The sequence below is a fragment of the Stenotrophomonas sp. RIT309 genome, from assembly GCF_000632045.1.
Lineage (GTDB): Bacteria > Pseudomonadota > Gammaproteobacteria > Xanthomonadales > Xanthomonadaceae > Stenotrophomonas > Stenotrophomonas indicatrix.
Genome location: NZ_JFYS01000017.1, coordinates 24,292 through 41,906, shown reverse-complemented (window position 1 = coordinate 41,906; position 17,615 = coordinate 24,292). Strand labels below are relative to the sequence as shown.

The 17,615-nt window shown below is 66.4% G+C and carries 18 protein-coding genes; 6 read left to right on the top strand and 12 right to left on the bottom strand.

All coding sequences use genetic code 11. From position 1 onward, the window contains the following. Positions 1–115 precede the first annotated feature (115 nt). Positions 116–655 (top strand): Smr/MutS family protein, encoded by a 540-nt coding sequence (locus BW38_RS09510; RefSeq protein WP_032976509.1) that lies wholly within the window; start codon positions 116–118, stop codon positions 653–655. 141 nt (positions 656–796) lie between these two features. Here BW38_RS09510 and truD read toward each other — a convergent pair whose 3' ends face one another. The 10 genes from truD to BW38_RS09560 form a co-directional block, all read right to left on the bottom strand. Beyond that, positions 797–1,828 carry a tRNA pseudouridine(13) synthase TruD gene (gene truD / locus BW38_RS09515; RefSeq protein WP_032976508.1) on the bottom strand — a complete coding sequence of 344 codons (1,032 nt, stop codon included), beginning with the start codon at positions 1,826–1,828 and terminating at the stop codon, positions 797–799. Beyond that, a complete protein-coding gene (gene ispF, locus BW38_RS09520; protein WP_025878902.1) occupies positions 1,825–2,322 on the bottom strand; it encodes a 2-C-methyl-D-erythritol 2,4-cyclodiphosphate synthase in 498 nt (165 codons plus the stop codon). Before ispF ends, truD begins: the two co-directional genes overlap by 4 nt. Before the next feature lie 34 nt (positions 2,323–2,356). Further along, positions 2,357–3,055: a 2-C-methyl-D-erythritol 4-phosphate cytidylyltransferase gene (gene ispD, locus BW38_RS09525; RefSeq protein WP_032976507.1), complete on the bottom strand. Its 699-nt coding sequence runs from the start codon at positions 3,053–3,055 to the stop codon at positions 2,357–2,359. Then, positions 3,052–3,402, bottom strand: coding sequence for a cell division protein FtsB (ftsB, locus tag BW38_RS09530; RefSeq protein WP_025878900.1), 351 nt, complete (start codon positions 3,400–3,402; stop codon positions 3,052–3,054). The genes ispD and ftsB overlap by 4 nt, the downstream gene beginning before the upstream one ends. A 4-nt stretch (positions 3,403–3,406) precedes the next feature. Further along, positions 3,407–4,699 (bottom strand): phosphopyruvate hydratase, encoded by a 1,293-nt coding sequence (gene eno / locus BW38_RS09535; RefSeq protein ID WP_032976506.1) that lies wholly within the window; start codon positions 4,697–4,699, stop codon positions 3,407–3,409. Between the two features lie 97 nt (positions 4,700–4,796). Next, positions 4,797–5,129, bottom strand: coding sequence for a hypothetical protein (locus BW38_RS09540; protein WP_032976505.1), 333 nt, complete (start codon positions 5,127–5,129; stop codon positions 4,797–4,799). Further along, on the bottom strand, positions 5,129–5,476 hold the full coding sequence (locus BW38_RS09545) for a hypothetical protein (protein ID WP_032976504.1): 348 nt from the start codon (positions 5,474–5,476) through the stop codon (positions 5,129–5,131). The genes BW38_RS09540 and BW38_RS09545 overlap by 1 nt, the downstream gene beginning before the upstream one ends. Further along, positions 5,473–6,303, bottom strand: coding sequence for a 3-deoxy-8-phosphooctulonate synthase (gene kdsA, locus BW38_RS09550; protein ID WP_012510652.1), 831 nt, complete (start codon positions 6,301–6,303; stop codon positions 5,473–5,475). The genes BW38_RS09545 and kdsA overlap by 4 nt, the downstream gene beginning before the upstream one ends. Positions 6,304–6,391: 88 nt before the next feature. Continuing rightward, positions 6,392–8,056: a CTP synthase gene (locus tag BW38_RS09555; RefSeq protein ID WP_025878896.1), complete on the bottom strand. Its 1,665-nt coding sequence runs from the start codon at positions 8,054–8,056 to the stop codon at positions 6,392–6,394. A gap of 401 nt (positions 8,057–8,457) precedes the next feature. After that, positions 8,458–8,691 carry a hypothetical protein gene (locus BW38_RS09560; protein WP_025878895.1) on the bottom strand — a complete coding sequence of 78 codons (234 nt, stop codon included), beginning with the start codon at positions 8,689–8,691 and terminating at the stop codon, positions 8,458–8,460. 160 nt (positions 8,692–8,851) lie between these two features. On the opposite strand from BW38_RS09560, the gene parE reads away from it, so the two are divergent. From parE to BW38_RS09575, 3 genes are all read left to right on the top strand, one after another. Continuing rightward, on the top strand, positions 8,852–10,741 hold the full coding sequence (gene parE / locus BW38_RS09565; RefSeq protein ID WP_025878894.1) for a DNA topoisomerase IV subunit B: 1,890 nt from the start codon (positions 8,852–8,854) through the stop codon (positions 10,739–10,741). Positions 10,742–10,943: 202 nt separating this feature from the next. Beyond that, the gene (locus BW38_RS09570; protein WP_032976503.1) at positions 10,944–11,522 is read left to right on the top strand and encodes a GNAT family protein; all 579 of its coding nucleotides are present in this window, start codon (positions 10,944–10,946) and stop codon (positions 11,520–11,522) included. 98 nt (positions 11,523–11,620) lie between these two features. After that, positions 11,621–13,117 (top strand): S10 family peptidase, encoded by a 1,497-nt coding sequence (locus tag BW38_RS09575; protein WP_032976502.1) that lies wholly within the window; start codon positions 11,621–11,623, stop codon positions 13,115–13,117. Between the two features lie 455 nt (positions 13,118–13,572). Here the strand turns inward: BW38_RS09575 and BW38_RS09580 are convergent, their stop codons facing one another. Together BW38_RS09580 and BW38_RS09585 are read right to left on the bottom strand one after the other, a co-directional pair. Continuing rightward, positions 13,573–14,694, bottom strand: a complete 1,122-nt coding sequence (locus tag BW38_RS09580; protein ID WP_025878891.1) for an inorganic phosphate transporter — start codon at positions 14,692–14,694, stop codon at positions 13,573–13,575. A gap of 13 nt (positions 14,695–14,707) precedes the next feature. Further along, on the bottom strand, positions 14,708–15,334 hold the full coding sequence (locus BW38_RS09585; RefSeq protein WP_025878890.1) for a DUF47 family protein: 627 nt from the start codon (positions 15,332–15,334) through the stop codon (positions 14,708–14,710). Positions 15,335–15,626: 292 nt separating this feature from the next. Between BW38_RS09585 and BW38_RS09590 the strand changes: the two genes are divergently transcribed. Both BW38_RS09590 and BW38_RS09595 read left to right on the top strand, forming a co-directional pair. Beyond that, complete coding sequence (locus BW38_RS09590) at positions 15,627–16,931, top strand: hemolysin family protein (RefSeq protein ID WP_032952108.1); 1,305 nt, start codon at positions 15,627–15,629, stop codon at positions 16,929–16,931. Then, positions 16,915–17,568, top strand: a complete 654-nt coding sequence (locus BW38_RS09595) for an exopolysaccharide biosynthesis protein (protein WP_025878888.1) — start codon at positions 16,915–16,917, stop codon at positions 17,566–17,568. Before BW38_RS09590 ends, BW38_RS09595 begins: the two co-directional genes overlap by 17 nt. Positions 17,569–17,615: the final 47 nt, after the last annotated feature.

Here is a 17,615-nt window from a genome sequence, read left to right as displayed (position 1 = left end):
CGCAAGTGCGCTGACTATTGTGCCGCAAGCGGGCGCTGGGTCCTACCCTGTCTGCGGTCACGGCCGACATCCAACGGTCATAGGCAGACCCGCGCAGGCGGTTTACCCTGTGCGCATGTCGCACCCTGAAGACGAAGATCCGGCTGCATTGTTCCGTGCCGCCATCGGCGAAGTGACGCCGCTGCGCAAGGAAGTGGAGCCCGCGCCTGCTGCGCCGCGGCCGAGGCCGCGTGCGCGCATGGCCGAGCGCGACGACGCAGAAGCCGCCGGTGAGTTCGCCCGGCTGCTGCGCGACAACGCCCCGCTGGAAGCGGGCGACGTTGCCAGCTACCGGCGCGACAACCTGCCGCCACGCCTGTTCCAGCGCTTGAAGCGCGGACAGTACTCGGTGCAGGACGAACTGGACCTGCACGGCGCCACCGCCGCGCAGGCCGAGATGATGCTGCGCCAGTTCCTGCTGGAGGCGCACGCCCACGAGTACGGCTGCGTGCGCATCATCCACGGCAAGGGCCTGCAGTCCGATGGCAGTGCGCCGGTGCTGAAGAACCTGGTGGACCGCCTGCTGCGCCTGCGCAACGACGTGCTGGCGTTCCATTCCGCCCCGACCGGACAAGGCGGGACCGGTGCCATGCTGGTGCTGCTGGCGCGGCGCTGACGTTCTGCCGGTGGGATTCATCCACGCATGGCGTGGATCTACTGACGGCCCGTCCACGCATGGCGTGGATCTACTGTGGCGGGCGGAGGAAGGTGGATCCACGGCATGCGTGGATGCTCTTCGCCTCCGCCACCATTTCCGTCAGGCCTGCGACGCGTCCTCGACCGGGCCGAGCTCGTGCAGGACCGCGGTGGCATAGCAGCCTGGCGGCAGCGCAAAGGACAACTCCAGTACGTCAGCGGCCAGCCACTGGTGCTGCAGCAGCGCTGGACGCAGCCGCAGCGCGCGCCGCTCCTGCTTCAGCCGCGCCTCTTCCAGGCCGGCGCGCAGCGCCTTTGATTCGTCATCATCCAGCGCTGCCAGTTCCAGCTCACGGGCGGCGTCGCTGCTGCGCAGCTCACCCTCACCCCACAACGGAGCACTGGGGTGGATGTCGAAACGTGCCAGGCGCTCGGCCAGCACGTCGCTGTAGGGCTCGGGGCCGAACACGCTGCGGCTGCCATCAAGCATCCACACTTCGCCCTGCAGCGGCTGGTCCCAGCTGCCCTGCTCCACGCGTGCAGCGAGCACGCGGTTGAACAAGGCCGAACGCGCCGCCGACAACAGCAGCGAACGCTGGTCCTTGCGCATGCGCCGGCCACCGAACATCGCCAACGCAGCGGGAACGTTGCCGCCATCGCGACCGAAGCGCTGCTCGCCGAACCAGTTCGGCAGGCCACGCGCGGCGATCTGCTGCAGGCGCTCGTCGATTGCCGCCGCGTCACCCTGCACATCGCGCAGCACCAGCCTGAAGCGGTTGCCCGCCAACGCACCGCGCTGCAGCTTGCGGTTGTGCCAGGTGGAGTCGATCACCTCGATCTCGTCACTGGCCAGCTCGGCCAGATCGGGCGCGACGCGCTTGGGCAGATGTACGCTGAAACGCTGGGTGGTGACCGCGTTGCGGTCCTTCATGCCGGCATAGCTGACCGCCATTTCCGGCAGGCCTGCCCACTTGGCCAGTACCTTGGCCACGTGCACCGTATTGGCGCCACGCTTGCGGATATGCAGCAACAGATGCTCGCCTTCACCGGTCGCTTCGAAAGCGGGCAGCTCATCGACCTGGAAATCTTCCGGCGTGGTGCGGATGCGCGCCTGCAGCAGCGGTGCACCGAACGCGAGCGGCAACGGGATCATGCGGCCACCAGCAGCACGACCGCCTGCGCAGCGATGCCTTCGCCACGGCCGGTGAAGCCCAGCTTCTCGGACGTGGTGGCCTTGACGCTCACCGCATCCAACGGCAGCTGCAACAGTTCACCGATGCGCTCGCGCATGGCCAGCGCATGCGGGCCGACCTTGGGCCGTTCGCAGATCACGGTGATGTCGGTGTTGCCGACACGCCAGCCGCGCTCGCGCAGCAGGCCATCGCAATGGCGCACGAATTCGCTGCTGTCCGCGCCCTTCCAGCGGTCGTCAGTGGGCGGGAAGTGCTGGCCGATGTCGCCCAGCGCGATCGCACCGAGCATGGCGTCGCACAACGCGTGCAGGATGACGTCGCCGTCGCTGTGCGCGAGCACGCCGCAGCTGTGCGGCACCGCGATGCCACCGAGCATGATGTGGTCGCCTTCACCGAAGGCATGGACGTCGTAGCCCTGGCCGATACGGACGGGCGGGAACGGGGAGGTGCTCATGGATGCAGCCCTTGCAGCAGGGCCGCGCGGGCGGTCAGCCGGCGCGGCGGGAGAGTACGAATTCGAAACGATCGAGATCGGCCGGCGTGGTGACCTTGAAGTTGTCCTCGCTGCCTTCCACCAGCAGCGGGCGCTGGCCCTGGCGCTCCATGGCCATGGCATCGTCGGTCACATCGACACCGGCGGCAGCGGCCTCGGACAGTGCGCGGATCAGCTGGTGGCGGCGGAACAGCTGCGGCGTCAGTGCGCGCCACAGGCGCTCACGTGGCTCGGTGCCGTCGATGCCACCATCATCACCAGCACGCTTGAGCGTGTCGCGTACCGGCGCGGCCAGGATGGCGCCGACCGGATCGGTGCGGCCCACTTCCAGCAGGCGGCCAAGATCGGCCTGCGACAGGTTCGGACGCGCCGCGTCGTGCACCAGCACGAATTCATCGGCACGCACGCTGTCCGGCAGGGCCTGCAGCCCCGCCAGCACCGAGGCGGCGCGGGTGGCGCCACCGGTGCAGGTCAGCACCGGTTTGCCGGCCCATTCGCTCCAGCCCGGCCAATCGGCATCGTCCGCACCGATCACCACCATCGCCCCGGCCACGGCCGGGTGTGCCAGCAGTGCGTCCAGGGTGTGGGCGAGCAGGGTCTGCCCGCCCGCCTGCAGGTACTGCTTGGGCAACGGCGCACCAAAACGCGTGCCGCGCCCTGCGGCCGGAACAACCACCCAGATCGCCGCGCTCATGGCACGTCCGCCGGATGGTCACCGGCCGGGGCCGCAACCGGCGCAGGCTGCGCCGGACGCGTCGGTGCATCTTCCACGACGCGATAGAACTTCTCGCCGGGCTTGATCATGCCCAGCTCGCTGCGCGCGCGTTCTTCGATGGCGGACTGGCCTTCCTTGAGGTCCTTCACTTCGGCAGCAAGCGCATCGTTGCGCTGCTGCAGACCGTCATTGTCCCGCTCCTGGTTGGCGACCTGGGCTTCGAGCATCATCACTTCACCCGAATTGCCCGGGCCGAACCAGAAACGGTACTGCAGCCATGCCAGCAGCAGGGCCAGCAACAACAGCAGCCAGCGCCAGTCGCGCATCGGCTCAGCGCTTCAGCGACACGAACGCGTCACGACCAGCGTAACGCGCGCCGGCACCGAGGGCTTCCTCGATGCGCAGCAGCTGGTTGTACTTGGCCACGCGATCGCTGCGGCACAGCGAGCCGGTCTTGATCTGGGTGGCGGTGGTCGCCACCGCAATGTCGGCGATGGTGGTGTCCTCGGTTTCACCCGAACGGTGCGAGACCACGGCGGCGTAACCGGCACGGTCGGCCATGGCGATCGCTTCCAGCGTTTCGCTGAGGGTACCGATCTGGTTGACCTTGATCAGGATCGCGTTGGCGGTGCCCGAATCGATGCCTTCCTGGAAGATCTTCGGATTGGTGACGAACAGATCGTCGCCGACCAGCTGCACCTTCTTGCCGATGCGATCGGTCAGCAGCTTCCAGCCCGCCCAGTCGTTCTCGGCCAGGCCGTCTTCGATGGTGATGATCGGGTACTGCGCGGCCCAGTCAGCCAGGAAGTCGACGAACTGCTCGGAGGTCAGTCGCTTGTTCTCGCCGACCAGGTTGTACTTGCCGTTCTCGAAGAATTCGCTGGAGGCCACGTCCAGGCCCAGCAGCACGTCTTCACCGGCTGTGTAGCCGGCCTTGCCGATGGCTTCGAGGATGGTGTCCAGCGCTTCGACGTTGCTGCGGAAGTCCGGCGCGAAGCCGCCTTCGTCGCCCACCGCCGTGCTCAGGCCGTGGCCCTTCAGCACCGACTTCAGCGAATGGAAGATTTCGGTACCGGCACGCAGCGCTTCGGAGAACGAGGTGAAGCCGACCGGCAGCACCATGAACTCCTGGAAATCGACGTTGTTGTCGGCGTGCGCGCCGCCGTTGATGATGTTCATCATCGGCACCGGCAGCGACGGGGTCGCGCCGGTCTTGCCGGCAAGGTACTGCCACAGTGCCTGCTTGCTGGAGGCAGCGGCGGCGTGCGCGGCGGCCATGGAAACACCCAGCAGTGCGTTGGCACCCAGGCGGCCCTTGTTCTCGGTGCCATCCAGATCGATCAGGCGACGGTCCAGGCCGGCCTGGTCGGTAGCCTCGAAGCCCTTCAGTGCGTTGGCGATGGCGCCGTTGACGTTGTCGACGGCCTTGCGCACGCCCTTGCCGAGGTAACGGGTCTTGTCGCCGTCACGCAGCTCCACCGCTTCCTTGGTGCCGGTCGATGCGCCGGAGGGAACCGCGGCGCGACCGAACGAACCGTCCTCCAGGGTGACTTCGGCTTCCAGCGTGGGGTTGCCACGGCTGTCGAGGATTTCACGGGCATGGATGCTGCGGATCGTACTCATGGTCGGGCCGGTTACCTGTATGGAGAGGGGGCGACAAAAACGAATGCCGCGTGATTATCCCCGGCTACCCCTCACTTGCCAAATGGCGTGATGGGCCTCAGCCCCAGCTGGACCCGATCACGATCAGCAGCAGCGACACCAGCATCACCAGCAGGGCACCGGCAATGGTCGCGCACACCGGCCCGCGCCGGCGTCGCCAGGCCATCACCATCGCCACCAGGCTGCCCACGAAGGACAGCACCAGCGTGACCAGCGCGCCCAGCATCCAGTACTGCATGGCCTGCACGCCGTTGTTGCCATCCCCCGGCGGACGGAAGCTGGCGGCGAAGGCCAGCACGCCCACGAGCAAGCCGCCCCAGGCGAGCACCGACAGCAACAGGGCGATCAGGCCCCACGGCCAGCTGCGCGAGGGTTCAGGCATCGTATTCATCAAAGAAGATCGTGCAGCAGGATGCCCGCCCACAGCGACAGCAGGACCATCGCCAGTGCAGCGGTAACCCTGCCCCGGTTCAGGCGCCAGCCGAGCACTGCGGCGAAAAGCCCTGCGGAAATGGTCAGCACTTCGGCCACCGCCAAGGCGATGACGAAGGGCATCAGGTTCACTACCGGACCGCCGGCACTCGACGGGCGCATGCCGGCACCGAACAGCATGCCGATGGCGAATACACCGGACACCGACAGCAATGCCAGGCCGAGTGCGATCGGGCCCCACGGCCACTGCCGCCAGCGCCGGCGACGACGCTGGATCTCCAGCGCCGCCTGCGGGTGCTGGCTCACGCGAAGCGCGAGAAGCCGTGCTTCTTGGTCACCGCGTCGAGCTCCATCAGGGTCTCGAGCAGGGCTTCCATCTGGTCCAGCGGCCACGCGTTGGGGCCGTCGGACAGCGCCTTGGACGGGTCCGGATGGGTTTCGGCGAACAGGCCGGAGATGCCCACGGCAACCGCGGCACGCGCCAGTACCGGCACATGCTCGCGCTGGCCACCGGAACTGGTGCCCTGCCCGCCCGGCAACTGCACCGAATGGGTGGCGTCGAACACCACCGGGCAGCCGGTATCGCGCATCACCGCCAGCGAACGCATGTCGCTGACGAGGTTGTTGTAGCCGAAGCTGGCGCCACGCTCGCAGACCATGATCTGCTCGTTGCCGGTGGCCTTGGCCTTCTCGACGACAGGCTTCATGTCCCACGGCGCCAGGAACTGGCCCTTCTTGATGTTGACCGGCTTGCCGGCCGAGCACACCTTGCGGATGAAGTCGGTCTGGCGGACCAGGAACGCCGGGGTCTGCAGCACGTCCACCACCGAGGCCACTTCGTCCATCGGGGTGTATTCGTGCACGTCGGTCAGCACCGGCACGCCGATCTGCTTCTTGACCTCGGCCAGCACCTTCAGGCCCTCTTCCATGCCCGGGCCACGGAAGGCCGTGCCAGAGGTGCGGTTGGCCTTGTCGAAGCTGGACTTGAAGATGAAGTTCACACCGAGCCTGTCGGTCACTTCCTTCAGCTTGCCGGCGGTATCCAGCTGCAGCTGCATCGACTCGATCACGCAGGGGCCGGCGATCAGGAACAGGGGCTGGTCCAGCCCGACCTCGAATCCACACAGTTTCATGGCGTTTCCTTGTTGTCCGCTACACCGGCAGTGCCGGTGCGCTGGGGTTGAAGCGAGCAAGATGGGGGCCGGCGGCCCCCATGACAAGTCAGGCGCGCACTTCCTGCAGCAGCTTGCCACCGGCCTTGCGCTCGCGCGCGGCACGGATGAAGCCGATGAACAGCGGGTGGCCATCACGTGGCGTGGACAGGAATTCCGGGTGCGCCTGGCAGGCCAGGAACCACGGGTGCTGGTCGCGCGGCAGTTCAACCACTTCCACCAGGGTGTCGTCCATCGACTTGCCGGCGATCACCAGGCCGGCGTCTTCCAGCTGGGTGCGGTAGCGGTTGTTGAACTCGTAACGGTGGCGGTGGCGCTCGGCGACCACGTCCTTGCCGTACAGTTCGCGGGCCAGCGTGCCCGGCTTCAGGCGCTGCTCCTGCAGGCCCAGGCGCATGGTGCCGCCCAGGTCACTCTTGTCGTCACGCTTTTCCACGTCGCCGGTGGCAGTGCGCCATTCGGTGATCAGGCCGATCACCGGGTTCGGCGACTGGCGATCGTTCTCGGTGCTGTTGGCGTCTTCCAGGCCCACCACGTGGCGCGCGTAGTCGACCACCGCAGCCTGCATGCCGTAGCAGATGCCGAAGTACGGCACCTTGTGCTCACGGGCGTACTGCGAGGTGAGCACCTTGCCTTCGAAGCCACGGTCGCCGAAACCACCCGGCACCAGGATGCCGTCGACATCGGCCAGCGCGGACATGTCGCTGCCTTCCAGGTCCTGCGCTTCCAGCCACTTCAGGGTGACCTTGGTGCGCTGGCGCAGGCCACCGTGCTTGAGCGCTTCGCCGACCGACTTGTAGGCGTCCTGGTGGTCGATGTACTTGCCGACCACCGCGATGGTCACCGCATCCAGCGGATGCAGGGTGGCATCGACGGCGTCTTCCCACATCGACAGGTCGGCCGGGCCAGCCTTGTCGGCCAGCTTCAGCTGGTTGATGACGATCTCGTCCAGGCCCTGTGCGTGCAGGCCCATCGGAATGCGGTACAGCACATCTACGTCGGGCACGCTGATCACCGCGCGCTCGGAGACGTTGGTGAACTGGGCGATCTTGCGACGCTCCGAATCCGGTACCGGCTGTTCCGAACGGCACAGCAGCACGTCCGGCTGGATGCCGATCGAGCGCAGTTCCTTCACCGAGTGCTGGGTCGGCTTGGTCTTCAGCTCACCCGCCGCAGCGATGTACGGCACCAGGGTGAGGTGCATGAACAGCGCCTTTTCCGGGCCGCGCTCGGTGCGTACCTGGCGGATCGCCTCCAGGAACGGCAGCGACTCGATGTCGCCGACGGTGCCGCCGATCTCCACCAGGGCCACGTCGAAGCCCTCGGTGGCTTCGTCCATGCAGCGACGGATCTCGTCGGTGATGTGCGGAATGACCTGCACGGTCGCGCCTAGGTAGTCGCCGCGGCGCTCCTTGCGGATCACTTCCTCATAGATGCGGCCGGTGGTGACCGAGTTCTTGCGGCTCAGGCGGGTGCGCACGAAGCGCTCGTAGTGGCCCAGGTCGAGATCGGTTTCGGCGCCGTCGTCGGTGACATACACCTCACCGTGCTGGAACGGGCTCATGGTGCCCGGGTCGACGTTGATGTACGGATCGAGCTTCATCATCGTGACCTTCAGGCCACGCGCTTCGAGAATGGCGGCCAGTGACGCGGCGGCAATACCTTTGCCGAGCGAGGACACCACGCCGCCGGTTACGAAAATCAAGGGAGTCATGGCTGCAAGCATCCTGTCTGGAAATGGAAAACAGCAGCGCCACGCCTGCCCGGGGGGCGGGCGTGGAGCAGAAAGGGGGTTTTCCGGTTCGCTGGAGCAGCGAGGGAGGTGCGGGCCCGGCCAGCGCAATGCGCCAGCGGGGAACCACCCTGCGAGGTCGGGGCGGCCGTGCCGGTCACTTCGACCGTCACCTGCGACCCGCTTTGCTGGAGGCCACGCTTGGCCGTGCCAGCCCATTCGCAAATGGTGGACACGCACTTACTCCCGGAAAGCCATAGTTTACAGATAGATGGCCGCCAACCCAAGGGGCAGATGGCGCCATCGGCAAAAAGAAACGCCCCGCTGGGCGGGGCGTTCGAGGGGGAAACCCTTGTGGCAAGGGCCTCGGAGGGGCAGAAGAATTACTTCTTCTTGCGTGCCTCTTCCTCTTCTTCCTGCTGCGGCACCGGCTGGCCCTTGGCCTTCATCTCGGCATTGGCCTGCGCGCGGCGCTTGGCCTTGGCCTCGGCTTCGGACTGCGCCTTGTCGGCCTGGTCACCCTGCTGCGGAGCAGGCTGGCCGGCGTTCTGCGCCAGCACCATCGGCACTGCAACAGCGGCGGCAGCCAGGATCGCAATGGTCAGCAACTTCTTCATGGAGTCCTCCTCGCGGTATGGCTCGGATGTGGGGGGCGCCGGTGTTCGGTTCCAGCGGTTGCCATTTTACCCCCTCCCCGCCAACGAGGCTGAACCGCAGGCGTGCAAATTCCCGGTCCAGACCGCACACTTGCCCGTCGCTCCACGCTTTCGAAGACAGATGAACGCCCGCTATAACGCCGCCGATATTGAAGTCCTGTCCGGCCTTGACCCGGTCAAGCGCCGCCCCGGCATGTATACCGACACCGCGCGCCCGAACCACCTGGCGCAGGAAGTGATCGACAACTCGGTGGACGAGGCCCTCGCCGGCCATGCCCGCTCGATCGAGATCACCCTGTTCAAGGACGGCAGCGTGGAGGTCAGCGATGACGGCCGCGGCATGCCGGTGGACATCCATCCGGAAGAGAAGATCCCGGGCGTCGAGCTGATCCTGACCCGCCTGCATGCCGGCGGCAAGTTCAACAACAACAACTACACCTTCTCCGGCGGCCTGCATGGCGTCGGCGTCAGCGTCGTCAACGCGCTGTCGACCCTGGTGGAAATCCACATCAAGCGCGACGGTGCCGAACACCGCATCACCTTCCGCAACGGCGACCGCGCCTCGCCGCTGGAAGTGGTCGGCACCGTCGGCAAGAAGAACACCGGTACCCGCCTGCGCTTCTGGCCGGACCCGAAGTACTTCGATACGCCCAAGTTCGCCGTGCGTGCGCTCAAGCACCTGCTGCGCGCCAAGGCCGTGCTGTGCCCGGGCCTGACCGTCAAGCTGACCGACGAAGCCACCGGCGAGGTCGACACCTGGTACTACGAAGACGGTCTGCGCGATTACCTGAAGCTGGAGCTGGGCGATCGCGAGTCGCTGCCGGCCGACCTGTTCGTGGGCAACCTGAAGAAAGACACCGAGATCGTGGACTGGGCCGTGGCCTGGCTGCCGGAAGGCGAGCTGGTGCAGGAAAGCTACGTCAACCTGATTCCCACCGCACAGCACGGCACCCACGCCAACGGCCTGCGCACCGGCCTGACCGAAGCGCTGCGCGAGTTCTGCGACTTCCGCAACCTGCTGCCGCGCGGCGTCAAGCTGGCCCCGGAAGACGTGTGGGACCGCGTGTCGTTCGTGCTGTCGCTGAAGATGACCGACCCGCAGTTCAGCGGCCAGACCAAGGAACGCCTGTCCTCGCGCCAGGCCGCCGGTTTCGTTGAAGGTGCCGCGCACGATGCGTTCAGCCTGCTGCTGAACCAGAATGTGGAGCTGGGCGAGAAGATCGCGCAGATCGCCATCGAGCGCGCCAGTGCGCGCCTGAAGACCGAGAAGCTGGTCGTCCGCAAGAAGGTCACCCAGGGCCCTGCCCTGCCCGGCAAGCTGGCCGACTGCATCAGCCAGGACCTGTCGCGCACCGAACTGTTCCTGGTCGAGGGCGACTCGGCAGGCGGCAGCGCCAAGCAGGCCCGCGACAAGGATTTCCAGGCGATCCTGCCGCTGCGCGGCAAGATCCTCAACACCTGGGAAGTGTCCTCCAACAGCGTGCTGGCCTCGGAGGAAGTGCACAACCTGGCGGTGGCCATCGGCTGTGACCCGGGCAAGGAAGACATCAGCGGCCTGCGCTACGGCAAGGTGATCATCCTGGCCGACGCCGACTCCGACGGCCTGCATATTGCAACGCTGCTGACCGCACTGTTCCTGAAGCACTTCCCGGCGCTGGTCGATGCCGGCCACGTGTTCGTGGCGATGCCGCCGCTGTTCCGCATCGACGTGGGCAAGCAGGTGTTCTACGCCCTGGATGAGGAAGAAAAGCGCTCGATGTTGGACAAGATCGAACGCGAGAAGATCAAGGGCGCCATCAACGTGACCCGCTTCAAGGGCCTGGGCGAGATGAATCCGCCGCAGCTGCGTGAATCCACCATCCATCCGGACACCCGTCGCCTGGTGCAGTTGACCATCGACGATGGCGAGCAGACCCATTCACTGATGGACATGCTGCTGGCCAAGAAGCGCGCGTCGGACCGGAAGGGCTGGCTGGAGAGCAAGGGCGATCTGGCTTCGCTGGAAGTCTGATTCCCGAACCCGTGGTAGTGCCGGCCGCTGGCCGGCTGCTTTTCGTGAACCAGCGGGATACCTGGGTTGCCGGCCAGCGGCCGGCACTACCAGACCTCTTCGTGCTGCCGGCCAGCGGCCGGCACTACCGGGCCGTTGGATCGGCCGCCATCGGCAAACCCTGCGGGTCCATAATGCGCGTTCATCCGCGTGGACGACCCCATTGCCCGCCAACTCACTGCCGTTCCCCGGGCTGCCGCTGCACAGCGCGCGCCTGGTGCTGAGCCCCATTCGCCGCGATGACGCCGCGGCCCTGTTCGCCCTGCAGTCCGACCCGGACGTGATGCACTGGTGGAACCACCCGGCGTGGACGCGTCCGGCCGAAGCACGTGCGCAGATCGACGACGACCTGGCTGCACAGGCCATCGGCACGCAGTTGAAGCTGGCCCTGCGCGAATCGGTGGACGGCCCCCTGCTGGGCATCTGCGTGGTGTTTGCCCTGGATCGGGATGCGGCGCGCGCGGAAATCGGCTATCTGCTGGCACCTGGCAGGCAGGGCCACGGCTACATGCATGAAGCGCTGCAGCAGGTGCTGGCCTATCTGTTCAACACCCTGCAACTGCACCGGGTGGAAGCGGAGATCGATCCACGCAACCACGCCTCGGCACACGTGCTCGAACGCCTGGGCTTCCACCGCGAAGGCCTGCTGCGGCAGCGTTGGCGTATCCAGGGTGAACTGGCCGACTCGGCCGTGTACGGACTGCTGGCCGACGACGCGGTGCGCTCAGCCACCGTCGCTTGACCGGATCAGGCCACAACGCCGGCCCATGCCTTTGGACACATACGGTGCGCGGCACCCCGCCCTAGCATCGGGGTCCCTTCCGCTGCCGTTCCGGTGCCATGAAGTTCCTGCTGCACTCTGCCGCGCTCTGCGTCGGCCTGCTGATCGCCCCTGCCTGCGTGCTGGCCGCGCCTGCTGCTGACGGCGCCTCCGAATCGAAAGAAGAAAAGACGGAAGCCGCGCCCCTGCCGGCCGATGCGTCGGCTCGCCAGAGCATGCGCTTGGCGGGCCGCACCCTCGACTACACCGCCACCGTTGGCACCCTGCCGGTACGCGATGCGAAGGGCAAGGTGATCGCCGATGTGGTGTTCACCGCCTACACGATGCCGGGCAAGGACCGACCGGTGACCTTCGCGCTCAATGGCGGCCCCGGCGCATCTTCTGTGTACCTCAACCTGGGCGCCATCGGCCCGAAGGTGGTGACCTTCGGTTCGGAAGGCGACAGCGCATCGGCGCCGGCGAAGCTGCACGACAATCCCGGCACCTGGCTGGACTTCACCGACCTGGTGTTCATCGATCCGGTCGGTACCGGCTTCAGCCGCGCCCGCATCGGCGATGAGGAAGCGAAGAAACAGCTGTATACGCCCAGTGCCGATGTCGAGTACCTCTCGCGCACGATCTACGACTGGCTGCTGCGCAACCAGCGCATGGCCTCGCGCAAGTACCTGACCGGCGAGAGCTATGGCGGCTATCGCGGCCCGCGCATCACCCACTTCCTGCAGACGCGCCTGGGCGTGGCGATGAACGGCCTGGTGCTGGTGTCGCCTTACCTGAGCCCGACCCTGGAAGACAACGCCGATGTCTCGCCGATGGCGTGGATGCAGACCCTGCCGTCGATCGCTGCCGCGCACCTGGAACGCCAGGGCAAGCTGACCGACGCGGCGATGCGCGAGGTGGTCGAGTACACCCGCGGTGACTACGCCACCGCGTTGATGAAGGGCCGCAGCGATCCGCAGGCGACCGAGGCGATGCTGCGCCGGGTGGCCGAGTTGACCGGCCTGGACCCGCAGTTCGTGCGCCGCGCCGGCGGTCGCCTGGAAACCCAGGCCTACCTGCGTGAGGTGTTCCGCGACAAGGGCACGCTGGGCAGCCGCTACGATTCCAACGTCACTGCGTTCGATCCGTTCCCGAACGATCCGGAGCAGCGCGCCAACGATCCGCTGCTGGACAGCATCATCGCCCCGACCACCACCGCGATGGTCGACTTCGTTACCCGCGAGGTCGGCTGGAAGGTGGATGCGCGCTACCAGGCACTGAACTACGACGTGAACCGTCTGTGGGATCGCAATGGTGACCTGCGCGAGGGCGCGGTGACCCAGCTGCGCCAGGCCGTGGCGATCGACCCGCATCTGCAGGTGCTGATCGTGCACGGCTGGAATGACCTGTCCTGCCCGTTCATGGGCTCGATCCTGACGGTGGACCAGATGCCGACGATGGGCAGCAACCCGGACCGCGTGCAGGTGCGCAGCTATCCGGGCGGGCACATGTTCTACAGCCGGGCTGACAGCCAGGCGGCGTTCCGCAGGGATGTGCAGGCGTTGTTCCAGCGCAATTGAGGGATTGTCGGCCGGGCCTGCGGCCCGGCACCCGCGGACAGCAGCGGCAGCGGCAGCGGCAACGGCAACGGCAACGGCAAAAGCGGGCTTTCCGTGGGTTGGCGGGGTGGGCCCGGTTGCGGGGGACGCCGTAAACCCCCAGACCGGCCCAGCCGCTGTCGGCTGTGCGTTCGGGCGCTTGCGAAGCAGTGCTTCGCAAGCAAAGCGCCCTCACCCTTGGGGGCTTGGCCGCGGCATCCATGCCGCGGACACCCCCGAAACCGGACCCACCCCGCCTTCGACAGGTTCCGGCTGCTGTTGGTGGGTGTCGACTTCCTGCTGCTGTTGGTAGGTGTCGACCTTGGTCGACACTGTAGATCCACGCCATGCGTGGATAACGGAAACCGGATGCTTCATGAAATGAAAAAGCCCGCCGGAATCCGGCGGGCTTTTTGTTTCCAGCGTTGGCGTGGAACTCAGGTCCAGCCGAGCAGCTCGAACAGCTTCAGGATCAGGTAGGCGCAGCCGCCTGCCGCCGGGATGGTCAGGATCCAGGCCCAGACGATGCGTTCGATCACGCCCAGGCGCAGCGAACGCGGGTTCTTGGCGAAGCCTACGCCCATGATCGCGGTGGAGATGCTGTGGGTGGTCGATACCGGCATGCCGAAGTGCGCCGCCAGGGTCAGCACGGTGGCCGAGCTGGTTTCCGCGGCGAAGCCGTGGATCGGGTGCAGCTTGACCATCTTGTGGCCCAGGGTCTTGATGATCTTCCAGCCGCCCGAGGCGGTACCGGCGGCCATCACCACCGCACAGGTCAGCACGATCCACATGGCAATGCCGTCGCCGGCGTGCGCGTCCGGATGCATGAAGGCCAGCCACGACGGCAGGTCGTTCAACGCGCCGGTCGCCTCGGCACCGATCAGGGTCATCGCGATGATGCCCATGGTCTTCTGCGCATCGTTGTGGCCGTGGGCAAAGCCCATGTAGGCCGCCGAAGCGATCTGCGCCTTGCCGAAGAACGCATTGACGATGCGCGGACGTGCCAGCCGGCCGATCGCGCCGCCGATCTTGGCCAGGCCTGCGATCAGCGCCCACAACAGCACCATCACTGCGATGCCGAGCAGGAAGCCTGCGATCGGCGAGGTGATCATCGGCACGAACACCTTCCACAGCAGGCCCTTGTTCTGCGCCCAGCTGCCAAGCCGTTCGGACCAGATCAGCGCGTCCCAGTTGTTGTGGGCCGCAGCCAGGCCGGCGCCGCACAGGCCACCGATCAACGCGTGCGAGGACGAGGACGGCAGGCCCTTCCACCAGGTGATCAGGTTCCAGATGATGCCGCCGAGCAGCGCGCACAGGATCACCTGCGGGGTCACGTCGACCACGTTGGTGTTGAGCAGGCCCGACGCGATGGTCAGTGCGACCGCGGTGCCGGTCAGGGCACCGATGAGGTTCATGAAGGCGGCAAGCATCACCGCCCAACCGGGCGACAGTACTTTGGTTGCCACCACGGTAGCGATGGAGTTGGCGGTATCGTGGAAGCCGTTGATGAACTCGAAGACGAGCGCGGCCAGGATCACCACCAGGACTAGGGTGAGCATCGGTACCGGCCCGTCAGCTGTTCTTCAACACGATCTGGTACGCCACCACACCGGCCTCGCGGCAGCGGTCGATGGCCTTTTCCAGGATCTCGAAGAATTCCTTGAGCAGGAACATCTGCAGGTTGTCCAGGCGACCGGAGTAGATGTCGCGGTACAGCTCGAGCATCAGACGGTCGGCCTCGTTTTCCAGCGAGCGCAGGCGCTCGTTGAGCGCGGTCATCCGGTCCAGGTTCATGTGGCGCAGGTCGGCGACCATCTCCACCACCACGCCAGCGGCCTGCTCCAGCATCGCCGCGCGCGGCGCGAAGTCGATGTGTTCCAGGTGGGTGGTGGCCAGCGAATAGCGATCGGCGAACTTCTCGATCTGCTTGGGAATCTTGTAGAGGGCCGAGCCCAGCGCTTCGATGTCTTCGCGCTCGATCGGGGTCATGAAGCTGTCCACCAGCGCCTGGCTGATCTTGTCCGAGGCCGCGCGTTCGCGCAGACGGGCCAGCTTGAAGGCATCCAGGGCGGGCTGGCGATCGGCGTCGCGCAGCATCGAATGCAGTGCCTTGGCGGCATCGGAAGCCGCGACGGCAGCCTCATCGAGCAGGGTGTAGAACTGTTTGCCGGAACCGAAAATGGTCTGCAGAGAGAACATTGAGAAACCTGTCAGCCGTCGCGGGAAGGACGGCACCAGTGCGAATTATGACGGCTAGATGACCATCACGGGTATCCCTGCCCCTTTCCGGGGGTCGGGACGCCCAAAACTGAACAGGCATTTGCCACCCAGCCACGGCCCTTTGCTAAGATGCCAGCGCGCCTTCGGGCGCACCTTATGGACGACGACCCTTATCCCCCAGCGCCGCGCCGGACCCCGTTCCTGAGCGCCTGCCGCCATCGCAAGCACCCGCCCTCCCTGCCACCAACCGGGGACGATGCCCGTGTTTGAAATGATCCTGATTGTTTTCGCGCTTGTTCTGCTGAACGGCTTCTTTGCCATGTCCGAGATGTCGGTCATGACCTCGCGCAAGAGCCGGCTGAAGCAGCTGGCCGGCACCTCCAAGCGCGCGGCCAAGGCCCTGGAGCTGTCGGAGAAGCCGGAAGCCTTCCTGTCCACCGTCCAGATCGGCATCACCGTGATCGGCGTGCTGACCGGCTTCCTCGGCGGCGAGGCACTGGGTGAAGCCATCGGCGGCTGGATCCAGGGGCTGATGCCGGGCTTCGCCTACGCCGGCGGCATCGGCAAGGCCCTTGCGGTCACCTTCATCACCTTCATCACGCTGATCTTCGGCGAACTGGTGCCCAAGCGCCTGGCCCTGACCCGCTCGGAGGACATCGCCGGCCTGGTGGCGCTGCCGATGAGCTGGCTGGCCAAGCTGGCCTTCCCCTTCGTCTGGCTGCTGTCCAAGACCACCCAGCTGGTGCTGCGCCTGTTCGGCCTGGGCAAGGACGAGGTCGCGTCGGTGACCGAAGAGGAGATCCGCATGCTGGTGGCCGAGAGCCACGAGGCCGGCGTGATCGACAGCCACGAGCGCGACATGATGAACCGCGTGATGCGCCTGGGCGACCGTACCGCCGACAGCCTGATGACCCCGCGCAACCGGATCGCCTGGCTGGATACGCTGGGTGGCCTGGACAAGAACCTGGAGATCATGGCCGAGCACGAGTTCTCGCGGTACCCGGTGTACCGCGACAACGACATGGACGTGGTCGGCGTGCTTGAGCTGAAATCGCTGGCCACGCGGATGGCACGCGGCGACAACGCGCTGTTCCAGACGTTGCGCGAACCGCTGTACGTCTCCGAATCCACCCATGCGATGAAGCTGCTGGAGATCTTCCGCGAAGAACAGCAGTCGATGGCGCTGGTGGTGGACGAGTACGGCGAGATCCAGGGCCTGGTAACCATCAGCGATTTGATGGGCGCGGTGGTCGGCCGCCTGCAGGCAACGGAAAATGCCGACGAGGACGCGCTGGTGGTGACCCGTGAGGACGGCTCGCTGCTGGTGGACGGCTCGCTGCCGATCGAGGACCTGCGCGAGCTGATCGGCAGCAACGACCTGCCCGACGCCGAGGATGGCGATTACTACACCCTGGCCGGCATGTGCATCCACTTCTTCGGCCGCATCCCGCACGCGGGCGAGTACTTCGACTGGGCCGGCTGGCGCTTCGAGGTGGTCGATCTGGACGGTGCGCGCGTGGACAAACTGCTGCTTCGCACCCTGTCCGACGAGCAGGCCGATGAGCTCACCGCCTGACGCCGGCCCCGGCGCTGCATCGCCGGAGTACCGCAACGAGGGCATCCGGACCCTGCTGGCGATGTTCGCCTTCGGTGACCCGGCCCAGCACATGAAGCTGGGGCAGATCCTGCAGGATCTGCAGCAGAGTGCCTTTGGTGTATTCCTGTTCGTCGCCATCCTGCCGGCCTTCATCCCCATCCCGGGGCTGGGCGGCGCAGTCAGCGGTCCCTTGGTGATCCTGATCGGCCTGCAGATGCTGTTCTGCATGCGCCGGCCCTGGCTGCCCGGCTTCATTGCCCGTCGCGGGCCGAAGCGCGGCACCATGCACCGGTTCCTGGATCGCATCGATGGTGCCCTGCGCCGCCTCGACCGCATGCTCAAGCCGCGCATGCCGCAACTGCTGACCCCGGCTCCCGCCCACGCCTTCAGCGGCCTGCTGCTGGTGCTGCTGGGCCTGCTGCTGTCGCTGCCGATTCCGTTCACCAACTATCTGTTCGGCTTCCAGTTGCTGCTGTTCGCGCTGGCCCTGCTTGAACGCGACGGCGCGCTGATGTTGTTCAACTGGGTGGCTGCGCTGGTGGCGATCGCATTCTTCGGCTTCAGTTCCGGGCAGCTGGTGGGCTACACCGTCGACCTGTTCCAGCGCTGGTTCTGAGCGCCTGCCGCTGCGCTCGCCGGGCATGGCCCGGCGCTACCCTGAGC

Excerpts from the sequence above, each read along its gene's own strand:
- BW38_RS09510 (WP_032976509.1), top strand. The coding sequence starts at position 116 with ATGTCGCACCCTGAAGACGAAGATCCGGCTGCATTGTTCCGTGCCGCC.
- truD (WP_032976508.1), bottom strand. The coding sequence starts at position 1,828 with ATGATCCCGTTGCCGCTCGCGTTCGGTGCACCGCTGCTGCAGGCGCGC.
- BW38_RS09585 (WP_025878890.1), bottom strand. The coding sequence starts at position 15,334 with ATGTTCTCTCTGCAGACCATTTTCGGTTCCGGCAAACAGTTCTACACC.
- ftsB (WP_025878900.1), bottom strand. The coding sequence starts at position 3,402 with ATGCGCGACTGGCGCTGGCTGCTGTTGTTGCTGGCCCTGCTGCTGGCA.
- BW38_RS09555 (WP_025878896.1), bottom strand. The coding sequence starts at position 8,056 with ATGACTCCCTTGATTTTCGTAACCGGCGGCGTGGTGTCCTCGCTCGGC.
- BW38_RS09580 (WP_025878891.1), bottom strand. The coding sequence starts at position 14,694 with ATGCTCACCCTAGTCCTGGTGGTGATCCTGGCCGCGCTCGTCTTCGAG.
- BW38_RS09575 (WP_032976502.1), top strand. The coding sequence starts at position 11,621 with ATGAAGTTCCTGCTGCACTCTGCCGCGCTCTGCGTCGGCCTGCTGATC.
- parE (WP_025878894.1), top strand. The coding sequence starts at position 8,852 with ATGAACGCCCGCTATAACGCCGCCGATATTGAAGTCCTGTCCGGCCTT.
- BW38_RS09595 (WP_025878888.1), top strand. The coding sequence starts at position 16,915 with ATGAGCTCACCGCCTGACGCCGGCCCCGGCGCTGCATCGCCGGAGTAC.
- ispF (WP_025878902.1), bottom strand. The coding sequence starts at position 2,322 with ATGAGCACCTCCCCGTTCCCGCCCGTCCGTATCGGCCAGGGCTACGAC.
- BW38_RS09560 (WP_025878895.1), bottom strand. The coding sequence starts at position 8,691 with ATGAAGAAGTTGCTGACCATTGCGATCCTGGCTGCCGCCGCTGTTGCA.
- BW38_RS09540 (WP_032976505.1), bottom strand. The coding sequence starts at position 5,129 with ATGAATACGATGCCTGAACCCTCGCGCAGCTGGCCGTGGGGCCTGATC.
- ispD (WP_032976507.1), bottom strand. The coding sequence starts at position 3,055 with ATGAGCGCGGCGATCTGGGTGGTTGTTCCGGCCGCAGGGCGCGGCACG.
- eno (WP_032976506.1), bottom strand. The coding sequence starts at position 4,699 with ATGAGTACGATCCGCAGCATCCATGCCCGTGAAATCCTCGACAGCCGT.
- BW38_RS09590 (WP_032952108.1), top strand. The coding sequence starts at position 15,627 with ATGATCCTGATTGTTTTCGCGCTTGTTCTGCTGAACGGCTTCTTTGCC.
- kdsA (WP_012510652.1), bottom strand. The coding sequence starts at position 6,303 with ATGAAACTGTGTGGATTCGAGGTCGGGCTGGACCAGCCCCTGTTCCTG.